Consider the following 15589-nt stretch of genomic DNA (forward strand, 5'->3'; position numbering starts at 1 on the left):
GTGCCCTAAGGCACTATTTTTTTTCAACCATTTCCTTATGGCCGGTCAGACGCTTAAGCAAATCTTTACGCACATCACCCAATTTAGGCTGCTGATCCGGCTGCCACGGTAGCGGACGCATCAAGCTAATCGCTTTTAGCCCCAAACGCCCGGTCAGCAAGCCGACACCGACACCTTGGGCAACTCGGGTTGACATCCTTCCGGCCAGATCCATCGACAGCATATCCATCCCGTTGTCGATAATTACCTCACTGGCACCGGCAAGGGCCATATTGGCCAGCACTAGTTTCACCAGCCTGATCCGCGACCAATAACCCAACTCAACCCCGTACACTGCCGAAATTTGCTCGATCAAACGGAAGTTTCGCCAAGCCACCAGCAGCATATCCGCCACGGCCAATGGGCTAACTGCCACCATCACGGCAGCCTCGCTGGCATATTTGGTCACCAACTGACGCGCCTGCTTATCCTGAGAGCCCAGTACCATTTGGTCGTACAGCTGCATCACTTCGCGGTCGTTATGGGTTGCCGCCAAGGCATGTTGCCAGCGGTCATAACCCGCATTGTCCTCTCGGATATTGCCCTTACGGGCAAGCTTGGTACAAAACGCCTTGGCCTGACCGATCCCATCGGCTTCCAACAATGCCTGCGCTTGTTCTCGTTCACCCTGACGTTGCTTCAAACGACGCAGACTAAGCAATTCTCGTCCCAGCGCCCCGATCCCAGCTGTCGCCAAGCCGGCAACAATCACGCTCCAGCCCAAAGCCAGCCAGTCACCGCCCTGAAATGCAGTAACCACATAATCCACGCTCTGCCATGCCACCATGGCTGCACCGCCAATCAGTAACCCTTTGAGCCAACCACGACCGCGTTTTGGCTTGACCGCCAACGTCTGGGCCAACTCTGCTTCGACATCCTTCTCATCGGAATTCACCGGCTCGGGCAGAAAATCCGCCTGCTCGGCAAACTGCAACTGACTGGTCAGCTCCTGCTCGTCTTTGCCCGCAGGCTGCGGTTCCTCAAATTCGATTTTGGTTTTGAACTGCTCATTCATCGTAATTTATCTCCAAGCAGATAATCGAGCGCCTTGTCCATTCGGATATGCGGCAAGGGCTCATCACTTTGTATATTCAAAGGTCGGAAATTCATAAAATCAAACCCGGACTGCTGCCAAAAGTCGTCCCCGGGCAAGCGGCGCGGTACTTCACCGGGAAAAAGCGTTTTCGTTTCCCCACTCATCGTCACACCGCGCAGGGCTGGCACTTGCTTGCCCTGATATTCAACAAAACCCGGGGCTGTGGCCTGAATCGACGACAAGCTGATGCAATCCATCTTGATCCCTTCAAACGAGGCTGTCTGCCACGCTTCGTTAACCAACTGCTGCATCAGGCTAACCAAATTCGGGTGCTGCTCCGGGGTGACATGGTCGGCCTTGGTCGCGGCAAACAGCACCTTGTCGATACGGGGCGAGAACAACCGACGCAGCAATGAGCTCCGGCCATAGCGGAAACTCTGCATCAGTTGATCCAGCGCCTGCCGCATATCATTGAACGACTCCGGCCCGGCATTCAGTGGCTGCAGGCAGTCCACAAGGATGATCTGGCGGTCAAACTTAGAAAAATGCTCTTTGTAAAACGCCTTGACCACATGTTGCTGGTAATAACGATAGCGGCTCTTGAGCATCCCGATATTGGTATCATCACCGGCTGCGGCCAATTCTTGTTCTGACAGCTTATCGAGCCAAACCAGCGGGAAGAACTGCAGAACCGGCGCGCCCGCCAGCTCACCCGGTAACACGAAACGCCCCGGCTGAACCCAGTGCAAACCACCTTCGGCCTTACACTTGAACAAATACTCGGTAAACCGGGCCGAGAGGCGCTCAATCGCCGCCTCGTCGGCAGGGGCCAGAGGGTCAAAGGTCTCACCTTCTTCCAACCACTGTTGGGCCAATTCCTCTCGCTTGCCCTTCAGGGCCTTGGCCTGCTGGCGGGACCATGTCAGAAAATCCATCTCAAGCAACGGTAAATCAAGCAGCCACTCCCCGGGATAGTCGATAATATCAAGGTATAACGTGGCACTGTCTTGCAGCAATTTCAGAGGGCCTTTCTGGGGCTTATAGCGCAAGGCAATTCGGGTCTGGCTGACATCCTTGGTTGGCGTCGGCCAATCGGGCGGTGTTGCCAGCAAGGCACTGATCCCTTCTTCGTACCCAAACTTAGGAACATGCATATCCAATTGCGGTACTCGCTTGGCACCGAGCAAATGGCCATCACGCACCGCCCCGAACAGCGGCAGACGTGGATTGGTGCTGACATGCATCAGCTGGTTGACCAACGAGGTAATGAATGCGGTTTTGCCCGCACGAGACAATCCGGTGACAGCCAAGCGAACGTGGCGGTCCAGACTGCGGTTGACTAACTTGTTCAGTTCATTGCCCAATCGGTTCATGGTGGTTCCTAACTATCGTCAATAATGTTCACTGTAACGAATGCCAGATTAACCCACGATGAATCCGACATTCAGGGTATTGAATACAAAAACAAAAGCAGGCCGAAGCCTGCTTTCAGATAATACGCCGAAATTATAAGTTACGGAATTCCCGGTCGACCTTGAAGGCGGAAGAGGTAATGTACGCTTCCATCTTGCGCAGGTCTTGCTCCATCCCGTCCAGCTCCGACTCGACATTATCAAGAATTTGCTGGGCAGTCTGACCCGCCTGCCAGGGTTTCTGCTTTACGTTATGATCACGGTATACCGACTGCTGGTAGAAGCGTTCTTCCGGCATTTTGTCGAGGAACAACCAAGCCGCAATATAGGCCAAGGTGACAAAGAAACCGACACCGAGCAGGAATGCCGATACGGTTAAGATCCGAACCAGCCAAATTTCCATGCCGAAATACTCGGCAACACCGGCACAGACCCCACCGAGTTTGCCGTTATGCGGGTCACGGTAAAGGGTTTTGTTCATTGACGTCCCCTCCACTGTGGTGCTTCGGCATCCAAGATGCGCTCCAATGTCATGATCCGCTGCTGCATTTGCTCTGCGCGTACCACCAGATCCTGTAGTTTCTGGTGATCCTCCCCACTGAGTCCTTCACTTGACAGCTTCTTGCTGCGGTAGTGCAGGATCAACCACAATGGGGCAACAAAAATCATAAATACCACCAGCGGCCCAACTATAAACCCCATAGACATTTCATTCTCCTTATTCGCGCAGATTCAATAACTTGTTCTAGCCAGCTTGTCACATCACACAACGTAAGTGAATTAGTCTTTATCCTTGAGGTTCGCTTTCATGCGCTCCAGCTCTTTCTCGATATCATCCTGCGCCTGCAGGTTGGCAAACTCGTCATGCAGATTCTTGCCTCGGCCCATGCTGTAACTGTCAGCTTCGGCTTCCATCTCATCAATACGGCGCTCGTACTGCTCGAACTTCGACAATGCTTCGTCCACCTTGCCGGTGTCCAGCTGGCGGCGTACATCACGACGGGTATCAGCGGCCTTGTGGCGCATCACCAACGCTTGCTGGCGGGCACGGGTTTCCTGCAACTTGCGCTCAAGCTCGGCAACCTCAGTCGCAAGCTTCTCGATGCTCGCCTCCACCAATTTGAACTCTTCGTTCAGGGTCAGCGCGACATCGTTGAGCTTCTGTTTCTCAATCAGGGCTGCACGGGCCAAATCCTCACGGCCTTTTTGCAGGGCTAGGCTGGCTTTTTGCTGCCAATCGGCACTTTGCGCTTCAATCGCGTTAATGCGGCGCTGAAGCTCTTTTTTATCCGCAAGGGCGCGGGCTGACGAGGTGCGCACTTCTACCAAGGTGTCTTCCATTTCCTGGATGATAAGACGGATCATTTTCTGTGGATCTTCTGCCTTGTCCAGCAGCGAGTTCACGTTGGCGTTTACAATGTCAGCGAAGCGAGAAAAGATACCCATAATTACATCTCCATCGTTTGAGAACCTTGGTTTCAGGTTCATCAGTTTGTTTTTGCAGCAAACATTTTGCCGCGCTACGTTGTTACTAATACAACTAGTGTGCCAACTTTTTGTTTTTTAAATATCATACACTTAGCTTTACACCCACAGAACCACCCTGCTATGGTGTGGACAAATACGCCAACAGTTAGCGAGATTAACCATGCGAAAAACGGACAATTTAATCGGTGAGTCTGAAGCATTCCTTACGGTACTCGATCAGACATCTCGCCTCGCTCCACTTGACCGCCCGGTACTGATCCTAGGGGAACGCGGTACTGGCAAAGAGCTCATCGCCCAGCGCCTGCACTACCTATCACGCCGCTGGGACCATCCTCTGATCTCACTCAACTGCGCAGCACTCAGTGACGGGGTGATTGATTCCGAACTGTTCGGCCATGAAGCTGGATCATTTACCGGTGCCAAAGGACGCCATCAAGGCCGTTTCGAACGGGCAGAAAACGGGACCTTGTTCCTCGACGAGCTGGCCACTGCACCGCTTGGGGTCCAAGAAAAATTGCTACGGGTGATTGAATATGGCGAATATGAGCGAGTGGGCGGCAGCAAGACCTGTCAGGCCAACGTCCGTCTTGTCTGCGCAACCAATGAAAACCTCCCGGCACTGGCGGCCGACGGAAAGTTTCGGGCCGATCTGCTCGATCGCCTGGCGTTCGATATCATCCACCTGCCCCCGCTTCGAGAGCGAAGAGAAGATATCCTGCCATTGGCAGAGTATTACGCCGTCAGAATGTGCCGCGAACTGGGCTTCGGTTACTTTGCTGGTTTCACCCCGGCTGCCACTGAACAGCTTCTGGCTTACCAGTGGCCGGGAAACATCCGCGAACTGAAAAACGTGGTGGAGCGCTCGGTATTTCGCAACAACAACGAAGATCTGCCCATCGACGACATCATCCTTGACCCGTTCCGAGCCCCTTGGGATAACAGCCATGCATCAAGCCTCCCCGTAGAACAGGCAGACGACGCGGTCGCACCGATGCCGTCCCTGCCGATGGATTTTCGCCAATGGCAACAGGATCAGGAAATCACCGTCATCGAGCAGGCCCTAAAACAAGCCCAGTTCAACCAGCGCAAAGCGGCTGACTTGCTCGGCCTAAGCTACCACCAGCTACGTGGACTGCTGCGCAAATACCAACTGGCTGGCAATAACGAATAAAAACATAAACGGCAAAATACCGTACGATCTGGAAAAAATCCTTTAAGTTTGCAGGTATTTGCCGCTTATTGCTTGGTGGCGAACTATGATAGTGGTAAATTTGTAATCTTGTTTTCAAAAAATTACCTATTCTATGAGTGCCTATACCCGTTTCCTTCTTGCGTGTATCAGCCTTGCCAGCCTTGTTGGCTGTACTGATCCGCAGCTGGACAGCAGTATTCGTCGCCAAGGCTTCGTCTATTGTGGGCAAGATACCCCTACCACCTTCAATCCACAGCTTGTCGAAGGCGGACTGACCGCAGATACCCTCGCGGCTCAGGTATTTGACCGCTTACTGATGCTTGACCCCGTCAGCCACCAGCCGCAGCCCTCGCTGGCCAAGAGCTGGACTGTCAGCGGCGATGGCTTGAGCTACACTTTCAAGTTGCAAACCGGTATCGAGTTCCAAACCACTGACTGGTTTACACCTACACGCCCGTTCAATGCCCAGGACGTCGTGTTTAGCTTCAAGCGAGTCATTGACGATAACCACCCGTTCCATGCTATTTCGGGCGGCCGTTATCCGTGGTTTGAAAGCCAAAACTTTGCAGGACTCATCGAGGATGTTCGGGTTATCGATCCGGAGACGGTCGAGTTTACCCTGTCGCGCCCAGACAACGCGTTTTTAGCCAACTTGGCGACAGCCTATGCGGTCATTCATTCGCAGGAATACGCCGACATCCTGCTACGCGCCGGCAAGCCAGATCAAATCGACAAACTGCCCGTTGGAACAGGTCCTTTCCACATAGAGCAATACCAGCCCAACGATTTTGTCCGCCTGAGCCGCCACTGGGGCTACTGGCAGGGCACGGCCCCGATGGATCAGGTGGTATTTGACATTTCCTCTCGCGGTACAGGGACGCTTGCCAAGCTGCTGAGCCATGAGTGCGATGTACTGTCATCCCCCGTTGCCAGCCAGTTGCCGGTGATCAACGAAGACGAGAACTTCAATCTCACCGCGCAAACCGGTATGAACGTGGCCTACCTCGCACTAGACACCAAGCAGCCTGAACTGGCCGATATTCGTGTTCGCAAGGCCATCAACCATGCCATCAACCGCGACAACCTGCTGAGTTCGGTCTACTACGGCACCGGCACGCAAGCCCGCAGCCTGCTTCCACCAATGTCTTGGGCCTACAACCATAACAGTCAGGCTCTCGACTATGACCCAGCCAAGGCTCTGCAATTGCTCAAAGAAGCCGGCTTCGACAAGAATCTGCACCTGACTATGTGGGTTCCGCTTGAGCCAAGGCCGTACAACCCAAGCCCGCGCAAAACAGCCGAGTTGATCCAAGCCGATCTCAATGCGGTTGGCGTTCAGGTAACCATCATCGCCCAAGATAACGTCAACCGGTTTAGCAAAATCGACCAAGACAACAGCGATCTGATCCTAACAGGTTGGGTGGCTGATAACGGCGATCCGGATAATTTCCTGCGCCCGTTACTGTCTTGCGATGCCATAGGTGCCGGGCTCAATGCCTCGAAATGGTGTGATCTTGATTTCGAAAACTTGCTGGAACTGGCCTCGCGCACCACACAGCTTGACCAGCGCCTGAATTATTATTTCCTTGCCCAGGATATTCTTGATCAGCAGGTTCCAATCATTCCGCTAGCCCACGGTGTGCATTTCCAAGTCCATCACCGTTCGCTACGTGGCCTGCAAATGAGTCCTTTTGGTACCCGTTCTTTCTCAACGGTATATCGGAACGAAAACTGATATGTTTATTTATACGATTCGACGCCTGAACCTGTTCCTGATCACCTTGCTGATCCTGACGGTAATTGGTTACAGCCTCCTTCGGCTCGATAGCGGTTCGCTTTGGGCCAGCCAGCCATTTTGGACTGGTTGGATGGCCTACCTCAGCAACCTTCTCAGCGGCAACCTTGGACTCAATGCCTTGGGAGAACCCGTTCTGCTTGAAATCATCCAAGTGTTTCCGGCCACACTGGAGTTGAGCTTTTTCGCCTTCCTGCTCTCCTTGCTGGTGGGTATCCCACTTGGTACATGGGCCGGCGTAAAGCGCGGTAGCTATACCGATACCGCAATATCCTCGATCACCCTTGTCGGGTACTCGATTCCGCTATTCTGGCTGGCAATGCTGCTGATCATGCTGTTTTCGCTTAATCTTGGCTGGCTGCCGGTTTCCGGCCGCTATAGTCTGCTGTACGAAATCGATCATGTCACCGGCATCGCCATTGTGGACGTCATGCTCTCTAACAAGCCTTACCGGGCAGAAGCCCTGCTTGATGTCATCCGCCACCTTATCCTGCCAACACTCGTGCTGGCGATGGCACCGACCACAGAAGTCATACGCCTGACCCGCGCCTCGGTGTCAGACGTCATGGAGCAGAACTTTATCAAGGTTGCCCAAACCAAAGGTTTGTCGATGTTCGAAATCATTGCCCGCCATGTGCTGCGCAATGCCATACCACCAATTATCCCAAAGCTGGGGATGCAGTTTTCGACCATGATGACCTTCGCCATGCTGACCGAGTCCATTTTCAACTGGCCGGGTATCGGGCGCTGGCTGCTTGATGCTATTTCTCGCCAAGACTTTGTTGCCATCCAAGCAGGTGTGATCACCGTCGGCGGTTTCATCTTGCTAGCCAACATCTTGTCTGAATTGGCCGGTGCATTCGTCAACCCGCTTGTACGGAAGGAATGGTATGCTCTCAAATAACATCTATCAGGAAACCAAAATCCCGACCCAGTGGGAACGCGCATGGCAGAACTTCCGGGCCAACTCGCTGGCGTTCTTTGGCTTTTGGTGCCTGCTGCTGCTGGTGATCGTCACCCTGCTTTCTCCTTGGCTTGCCCCTTATGAGCCTATTAGCCAAGTGGGCGAACTCCTGATGCCACCATCATGGGATTCGGCCGGACAAGTTGACTACTTCTTCGGTACCGACGACCTTGGCCGGGATATTCTCAGCCGCCTGTTGATCGGCACCCAGCTAACTTTCGGCTACGCGGTCCTGATCGCCATTGCCTCAGCCGCCATCGGTATTCTGATCGGGGTACTGGCAGGTATGAGTAGCGGCTTGAAGTCCAGCTTCCTCAACCATGTGCTTGATACCATCCTGTCGATCCCCTCTCTGCTGCTGGCTATTATTGTGGTGGCATACATGGGACCGGGCGAAACCAATATTCTGCTGGCCATTTGGCTGGCTCTGATCCCTCGATTTATCCGGGCAGTCTACACCGCGGTCCATACCGAGGTAGAAAAAGACTACATCATCGCAGCAAGGCTAGACGGCGCAAATAACGTCTACCTGCTCTACCACTCTATTTTGCCGAACATTCTAACTGTGCTGACCAATGAGCTAACCCGTGCTATTTCGATTGCCATTTTGGACATCGCGGCACTGGGCTTCCTTGGCCTCGGCGCGCAGGCGCCGCACCCTGAATGGGGAGCGATGCTGGGGGACTTCATCGAGCTAATCTATTTGGCTCCGTGGACGGTGACCTTACCGGGATTGGCCATCACTTTCAGTGTTCTGGTTGTAAACTTAGTTGGAGAAGGACTCCGCCAGGCTATCAATGCGGGGATTGACTAATGCCTTTACTCGATATTCGAAACCTCACCATTGAGATTGACACGCCGCAAGGCATGGTCAAGGCCGTCGATCGCATGAGCCTGACCATCAACGAAGGGGAAATTCGCGGTTTAGTTGGCGAATCCGGCTCGGGCAAGAGCTTGGTCGCCAAGGCCATTGCAGGTGCAACCAAGAAGAACTGGCGGGTCAGCGCCGATCGCCTGCGCCTTGGTGATATCGATTTGCTGACCCTGTCGCCGCGAGAGCGACGCAGGGTTGTAGGCCGCGAAATCGCGATGATCTTCCAAGAACCGTCAGCCTGTCTGGATCCTTCCGAACGCGTCGGCGAACAACTGGAAGAAGCCATTCCGTCCTCGTCGTTCACGGGACGCTTCTGGCAACGCCTGCACTGGCGCCAGAAGCAGGCCATTGCCCTGCTCCACAAGGTCGGGATCAAAGAGCACAAGCGGGTAATGCGCAGCTACCCTTACGAGTTGACCGACGGCGAGTGCCAGAAGGTCATGATCGCCATGGCCATAGCCAACCGCCCCCGCCTGTTGATTGCCGATGAGCCAACGAACGATCTGGATGCCATTACCCAAGCCCAGATTTTCCGCTTGCTGAGCCGAATGAACCAGCTGGGCAACACCACAATCCTGCTGGTCAGCCATGACCTGACTACGGTTACCCAATGGGCCGACCGGATTACGGTAATGTACTGTGGCCAGTCGGTTGAATCGGCCAGCCGCCAGCAATTGCTCGAATCGCCTCACCATCCGTATACAGAGGCGCTGCTGCGGGCGATGCCCGATTTCAACATGGACATGCTGCCACACAAAAGCAAGCTGGAAACCCTACCGGGCTCGATTCCCCCGCTCCAGCACCTGCCGATTGGCTGCCGCCTAGGCCCGCGCTGCCCACATGCCCAGCGCAAATGTGTTGAAGTACCGAAACGCCAGAAGATTAAAACCCATAAGTTCAGCTGCCACTTCCCGCTGAACATGGAGGAAACCAGCAAGTGAGCGCACTGCTTGAAGTCGAAAACCTGAAAAAAGACTACCACTACCGCTCCGGCCTGTTTCGACGCCGGACCATCGAGGCGGTAAAACCGGTCTCTTTCTCTCTGGAAGCAGGCGAAACCATCGCTTTCATGGGGGAAAACGGTTCAGGCAAATCTACCTTGGCCAGAATGCTAGCCGGGGTGGTCGAGCCAACCGAGGGGATAATCCGGGTTAACGGCGAGCCGCTGGCCCACCGCGACTACCTGACCCGCTGCAAGCTGATCCGGATGATCTTCCAAGATCCCAATACCTCGCTCAACCCGCGCCTGCAAATTGGCAAAATACTGGAAGGGCCGCTCAAGCGAAATACCGACATGACCCCGCACGCACGCGAGCGCCGGATCATGGAGACCTTAAAACGAGTCGGCCTGCTGCCCGAGCACGCCTATTTCTACCCGCAGATGCTGGCAACCGGGCAGAAGCAGCGCGTCTCTCTCGCGCGCGCGCTGATCCTCCAGCCGTGTATTATCGTCGCCGACGAGGCCCTGAACGGCCTTGATATGTCAATGCGCTCGCAGATCATCAACCTGCTGCTCGAACTGCAGGAAGAGATGGGACTGTCGTATATCTACGTCTCGCAGCATATGGGGGTGATCAAGCATTTCACCGACAAGGTGATGGTGATGCAAAATGGTGAAGTGGTCGAAAAAGGCCTGACTTCCGAGGTATTCAGCAACCCTCAGCATCCGCTGACCCAAAAGCTGCTCGACAGCCATTTCGCCGCACCGGCTCATGACCGCAGCAGCCGCAACGTGAGTCCCGCCTAACTGGCTTATCCGGCGTGCTCCCGCAATCCCCATCCATCACACGGGAAACGGGATCACGCCATTGCCATCACTGCTGCCCCGCCCAGAGACACCGACAACAAGACCGGCCAAATAATATAGTTACGCATCCCAGCATGGCCTATTACGCACGCCATCCCCATCTTAACCAAACTGTTTACCGAAGCCGCAATCACGATCCCCAACGCCGCCGTGGACAGCAGCAGACTCGCCGTACTCTGCCGGCCCAGTGCCAGTGTTATGGCATCGACATCAGTGATCCCGGAAATCGCGGCAAGGATCAGAATCCCGGTCTCGCCAAACCACGCCTGCAAGGCGCTCGACAGCAGCATAATCAGTAACAGGATAATCCCAAACCACAGAGCCGCAGAAAGCGCCAGTGGGTTTTGTTTCATATCAGGCTCAGTGGTGGCATCACCACGGTGGCGATACCAGATCCACACCGCAGGCAGGTAAAACGCCACCATCATCACCCCGAGCGGTAACGCCAGCAGTTTCAGCAACGGCATATTAATCACCGAGCAGACAAACAGGATCCGTGGAAACATGGTGCCGCAACTAAGTAGTATGCCGCTAGCCAGCAATCCGCTTAAGCCCGGTTGATTTTTCGACAAATGGGAAAACTGGAGGGTCAGTGCCGTTGAAGAGCTCAAACCGGCAAACAGGCAGGTCAGCAAAATCCCCTTCTCCGCCCCGCCGAGTTTCATCGCGAAATAGCCAATAAAGGAGATACTGGCGATCAACACCACCATCCACCAGATTTCATACGGATTAATCGCCTGCCAAGGCCCCATCGCCTGATTGGGCAGCAATGGCAGCATCACCACTGAAATCAGCAACAACCGCAGCGCGGCATCCAGCTCGTACTCCTGCAGACGCTGCAAGGCGGTATGCATCTCCTGCTTATTATCCAAAATAATCGCCGTGATCACCGCGACAGACGCCGCCAGTACAGGCTCGCCAATCACCACAAGCACCCCGAGCGAGAAGGTGATCAACATGCCCACCAAGCCTGTAATGCTCAGGTTAACATTGAACTGCTGGCGGGTTTTATAGGCCACTGTTACCACAACGGCCATCGCGACAAAGGCCAGCCCAAGGAACAGCTCTGAAAAATGGCTGGCTATCAGCCCGCAAATCCCGCCCAGCAGGCCCACCAAGGAATAGGTCCGGATCCCGGCAATACGAGTTCCCGCCGCTTCATTGCGATCCACCCATCCACGCTGAATCCCAATAATCGCCCCAAGCAGCAAGGCAATCGCTAACCGTATGTAAGGGGAAGAGAAATCGAATTCCGTATCCATAACGCTCTCCACTGGCCAGTGATAGTTTCAGTGTAGAGGGAGTCGCAAGCTGTGAATGCTGAGTGGGTCACGGATTTTGGCGCTGGCAAATTCAAAGGTATAAAACATGTCACACATTGACTTTCATTTGAAAATTCAGACTCACTACATAACTGGTCGTTATTACTAACAAAAACACATGCAAACCACTGATAATTAATCTAAATTATTGCCCATACACCATGTTATCCAATACCATCAGCCGAGTAGGCTGTTACATGTCATAGAGGACATTAGATGCAAAAAACTCTTATTTACGATGTATTTGTCAGTGACTCTGCGGCAGGTAATCCATGTGGGGTCGTGTTATTGGATGACTGGCTCAGTGATACAGAACTTCAACGCATCACCTGTAACATCGGCCAACCTGTAACGAGCTTTGTTAAACAAGCTGATGGGAAATATCATATTCGCTGGTTTTCATTAGACAGTGAGATTAATCTGTGTGGGCATGGCAGCCTAGGGGCGGGGGCTGCGTTGATTGAAGAATATCAGTTAGAAGGTGTGACCTTACACAGCCCGTATGCAACGGTCGCAATCACCAAGCAATCAGACTTGTACACCATTACCCTACCCAGTTGGCAAGCCAACGTAGGAAATGTAACCGAATCTATCCGTGAGCTTACTCAAGATACTACCGAGATATTTACAACTCGCGATATTATTCTGGTCTTGAACTCTGAGGCAGCAGTAGCAGCATTTACTCCCAATTTTGACCAACTCGCTGCCATTGAACATCACCATGCGGTAATTATCACAGCCCAAAGCGAGAACGATCCTTATGGCTACGTAGTGCGCTACTTCGCACCTAAAATAGGTATTCCTGAGGACCGAGCCACTGGCTCAGCTCATTGCTCCCTCGCCCCATACTGGTTTGAGAAATTAGGCACAAACAAACTAACTGCGCGCCAACTGTCAGACGCTGGCGGCTACTTTGAAATCGAGAAACAATCCGATTCCGCTATCACAGTACGGGCAAAAGTTCGAATCCAGTAAAACAAACTCGCCACATATAAATGTGGCGAGTCTTCTTATTAACCGTTTTCCAGCCTTTCTCAATTCTCTTACTTAATAGCAGTACAGAAGCTCACATCTGCATGCTGGGTCTGCGGATCAAAACTATGGTACAGCTCAAAACAAGGGCGGTTGTCGTTCTCTATCCCAGTGGCAACCACCTCACTCATTAGAGTATCCCATGCCTTTCCGTACTGGCTAACATCAGTCACCATTTGCCGCATCACCGCATACTGGCCACCGGGAAAATCTTGAAGTTCAAGCCCTACGGGAACATCTGTACCATCCGGTACCATCAGACAGATATCGGTTCGGCACTTATCATCAGGGGTAATCTCTGGGTTATCGTGGTAAATGAATATACAGCTATTGCCGGCCAACCCTTTCATTCCAGCCCATTGGTACAAACGAGTACTCGGTTCTTCATAACCTTTCCCGTAAGGCCCGGTAACACGGATATAAGCCAGTTTAGTCGGCTCGAAGTATTGTGTTTCCATTGTCCTGCTCCATATTGAAGGTTCTTGACCAGTATATGGGGCATCCATGGTTACTTCGTTTCCGATCTTGCGCAACGTGTGTCCAATCTTGCTGTTTCGCATCATCTGTCTGAAAGCATCGTAATCCTGACAGTCGCGAAATGTGGTTGGGGTCTCACCAAAATGCTGCTTGAACGCCTTGGCGAAACTTTGAGAGGAAGAAAAACCGTATTCCAATGCGATATGTAAAACCGCAGGCTTAGACTTGAACAGCTCATTGGCGGCGGCTTCTAACCGCAACCTGCGAATATAATCGGCCAAGGTCTCGCCTTGCACGGCCCTGAAAGTGCGATGAAAATGGTATGGGGAAATATTGGCTAACGCGGCAACCTCAACCAAGTTCAAGTGCTCGTTAAAATGGGCCTCAAGGTAACGGATAACGGGTAGCAGCCGCTTGTGGTAGTCAACAACCATGATACTCCTCACCATTTCATCGTTGAACATGCAGCCTACCGCTTTCATACAGAGTTTCAATCACTATTCTGCCAAGTTGGGATAAACCGCGTTAACTATCTGCCCTATATTATTCACCCTATATGCCGCAAACTTAATGATTGCTCACTGCAACACATTGAAAATGTTTCACCTGTTGAGGATGATACCTTTAACGTAGAGCCACGATGGTTCGAACCCTGCGCCTGATTAAAAGGCCAATGCATTTTCACGAAAGCAAGCAGTTAGAGGTCGCTTGGGTATAAGGTTAACGATGGAATTCATTTCAGCAACACCAGAATCTGAACTATATGCTTTGAGCCTTTATAAACTTTTGGGCTCAGTGTCTTGCTTGGTACTTTTTACCATTAGCATTTTAAATAAAAAGTCGCTATTTAACGCCACGGTAAAGACCACTGTTCTAGCTACATTTTTTATGTTTCTCAGCTACTCCGTTGCTGAACGATTTCACACAATGACGATTGTAAACACTCATATTTCGTTCAATTTCATATGGTCAGTATTAGACGAAACTATTGAGGCGGATGATATTTCAGCGGTCACTTTCGGTATCAGAGGGAAAGGAAAACACTGCTACATTAGTGTTAACACGCATTCTGGAGACAAGTATCAAAGTGTCACACTCGCAAAAGATACGGACATTTGCAAAACGACAAGAACAGCATTAATAGAACGGTTAGGACTATAACAAATGAAAAACAGGCACTAGATCTTTCATCATAGTGCCTGTTTTTTATTCATGTTTTCGGGGTTACCCGTTATGCCAGCGTCTTGTTAATGGCCGCCAATACCGCCGCTGGATCTTCCGCTTGAGTAATTGGGCGGCCTATCACCAAATAATCAGACCCTGCAGCCACCGCTTCCACTGGCGTCATTACACGGCGCTGATCGCCAGCTGCACTGCCCGCAGGACGAATACCCGGTGTCACCAGCTTGAATGACTGGCCTAGCTCACCTTTTAGCAGGCTAGCCTCCTGAGCCGAACACACTACCCCATCCAAGCCGCTGTTCTTGGTCAGGCGTGCCAAATTCAGCACCTGCTCTTGCGGCTCGCATTGAATACCGATACCGCGCAGATCCGAGGCTTCCATACTGGTTAGCACGGTAACGCCAATCAGCAGCGGACGATCTTTGCCATATGGCTCAAGAATTTCACGCGACGCAGTCATCATCCGCTCGCCGCCAGAGGCATGAACGTTCACCATCCATACACCCATTTCGGCCGCAGCGCGTACCGCATGGGAGCAAGTATTCGGGATATCGTGGAATTTCAAATCTAGAAATACAGAATGGCCCCGATCATGCAGTTTACGCACGAAGTCAGGGCCAAAATAAGTAAACATCTCTTTACCAACTTTGAGGCGGCAGCTTCCCGGCTCAATACGGTCAACAAAGGCCAGCGCCTCGTCTTGGCTTGGGTAATCGAGCGCAACAATCACTTTTGGGTCTAACATGGCATCTCCTGCTTCGCTATCATTTTCATCCTCCCCCGGCTAGCGGAGGCGGTCAGGATTGTACAGCAAATATCTATTTTTGCGAGTATTTTTTAATTACTGTCACGTAGCGCGTAAAACAACAACTCTTCGTGAGCAGCCAATCGTTTGTTATTACCACTTAATTACAAATCGGTTGATATGTATCCAGCTAGTGGCGAAAAAAAACCGCTCTGATAAAGAGC

15 protein-coding genes are annotated in these 15589 nt (G+C 52.4%); 7 read left to right on the forward strand and 8 right to left on the reverse strand.

The features are described from left to right. Positions 1-13: 13 nt before the first annotated feature. The 5 genes from ACSF8X_RS12510 to pspA all read right to left on the reverse strand — a co-directional run bounded on the left by ACSF8X_RS12510 (position 14) and on the right by pspA (position 3933). Entirely contained in the window at positions 14-1054 is a 1041-nt protein-coding gene (locus tag ACSF8X_RS12510; RefSeq protein ID WP_500850129.1) for a YcjF family protein, read from the reverse strand. Further along, positions 1051-2448 (reverse strand): YcjX family GTP-binding protein, encoded by a 1398-nt coding sequence (locus tag ACSF8X_RS12515; RefSeq protein WP_047877175.1) that lies wholly within the window; start codon positions 2446-2448, stop codon positions 1051-1053. Before ACSF8X_RS12515 ends, ACSF8X_RS12510 begins: the two co-directional genes overlap by 4 nt. 133 nt (positions 2449-2581) lie before the next feature. Then, positions 2582-2968, reverse strand: coding sequence for an envelope stress response membrane protein PspC (gene pspC / locus ACSF8X_RS12520; RefSeq protein ID WP_047877176.1), 387 nt, complete (start codon positions 2966-2968; stop codon positions 2582-2584). Next, a complete protein-coding gene (gene pspB / locus ACSF8X_RS12525) occupies positions 2965-3195 on the reverse strand; it encodes an envelope stress response membrane protein PspB (RefSeq protein WP_500850130.1) in 231 nt (76 codons plus the stop codon). Before pspB ends, pspC begins: the two co-directional genes overlap by 4 nt. Before the next feature lie 72 nt (positions 3196-3267). Next, the gene (gene pspA / locus ACSF8X_RS12530) at positions 3268-3933 is read right to left on the reverse strand and encodes a phage shock protein PspA (RefSeq protein ID WP_047877178.1); all 666 of its coding nucleotides are present in this window, start codon (positions 3931-3933) and stop codon (positions 3268-3270) included. Positions 3934-4135: 202 nt separating this feature from the next. Here pspA and pspF point away from each other — a divergent pair, with 202 nt between their 5' ends. The 6 genes from pspF to ACSF8X_RS12560 all read left to right on the forward strand — a co-directional run bounded on the left by pspF (position 4136) and on the right by ACSF8X_RS12560 (position 10547). Next, positions 4136-5146, forward strand: a complete 1011-nt coding sequence (gene pspF / locus ACSF8X_RS12535) for a phage shock protein operon transcriptional activator (protein ID WP_500850131.1) — start codon at positions 4136-4138, stop codon at positions 5144-5146. 133 nt (positions 5147-5279) lie between these two features. Next, a complete protein-coding gene (gene sapA / locus ACSF8X_RS12540; RefSeq protein WP_047877180.1) occupies positions 5280-6902 on the forward strand; it encodes an ABC transporter substrate-binding protein SapA in 1623 nt (540 codons plus the stop codon). Position 6903: 1 nt separating this feature from the next. Next, positions 6904-7866 (forward strand): ABC transporter permease, encoded by a 963-nt coding sequence (locus ACSF8X_RS12545; protein WP_047877181.1) that lies wholly within the window; start codon positions 6904-6906, stop codon positions 7864-7866. Beyond that, positions 7853-8740 carry a putrescine export ABC transporter permease SapC gene (gene sapC / locus ACSF8X_RS12550; RefSeq protein ID WP_500850132.1) on the forward strand — a complete coding sequence of 296 codons (888 nt, stop codon included), beginning with the start codon at positions 7853-7855 and terminating at the stop codon, positions 8738-8740. The genes ACSF8X_RS12545 and sapC overlap by 14 nt, the downstream gene beginning before the upstream one ends. Beyond that, complete coding sequence (locus ACSF8X_RS12555; RefSeq protein WP_047877183.1) at positions 8740-9741, forward strand: peptide ABC transporter ATP-binding protein; 1002 nt, start codon at positions 8740-8742, stop codon at positions 9739-9741. The genes sapC and ACSF8X_RS12555 overlap by 1 nt, the downstream gene beginning before the upstream one ends. After that, positions 9738-10547 (forward strand): peptide ABC transporter ATP-binding protein, encoded by an 810-nt coding sequence (locus ACSF8X_RS12560; RefSeq protein WP_047877184.1) that lies wholly within the window; start codon positions 9738-9740, stop codon positions 10545-10547. Before ACSF8X_RS12555 ends, ACSF8X_RS12560 begins: the two co-directional genes overlap by 4 nt. A 53-nt stretch (positions 10548-10600) precedes the next feature. Here the strand turns inward: ACSF8X_RS12560 and ACSF8X_RS12565 are convergent, their stop codons facing one another. Beyond that, the gene (locus ACSF8X_RS12565) at positions 10601-11869 is read right to left on the reverse strand and encodes an MgtC/SapB family protein (protein WP_500850133.1); all 1269 of its coding nucleotides are present in this window, start codon (positions 11867-11869) and stop codon (positions 10601-10603) included. 276 nt (positions 11870-12145) lie between these two features. On the opposite strand from ACSF8X_RS12565, the gene ACSF8X_RS12570 reads away from it, so the two are divergent. Then, positions 12146-12904 (forward strand): PhzF family phenazine biosynthesis protein, encoded by a 759-nt coding sequence (locus ACSF8X_RS12570; RefSeq protein ID WP_500850134.1) that lies wholly within the window; start codon positions 12146-12148, stop codon positions 12902-12904. A gap of 68 nt (positions 12905-12972) precedes the next feature. On the opposite strand, the gene ACSF8X_RS12575 is transcribed toward ACSF8X_RS12570, so the two are convergent. Together ACSF8X_RS12575 and pyrF are read right to left on the reverse strand one after the other, a co-directional pair. After that, positions 12973-13872 (reverse strand): AraC family transcriptional regulator, encoded by a 900-nt coding sequence (locus ACSF8X_RS12575; protein WP_500851189.1) that lies wholly within the window; start codon positions 13870-13872, stop codon positions 12973-12975. Positions 13873-14669: 797 nt separating this feature from the next. After that, on the reverse strand, positions 14670-15365 hold the full coding sequence (gene pyrF, locus ACSF8X_RS12580; RefSeq protein ID WP_047877188.1) for an orotidine-5'-phosphate decarboxylase: 696 nt from the start codon (positions 15363-15365) through the stop codon (positions 14670-14672). Between the last annotated feature and the right edge of the window lie 224 nt (positions 15366-15589).

Source organism: Photobacterium panuliri (assembly GCF_059920555.1).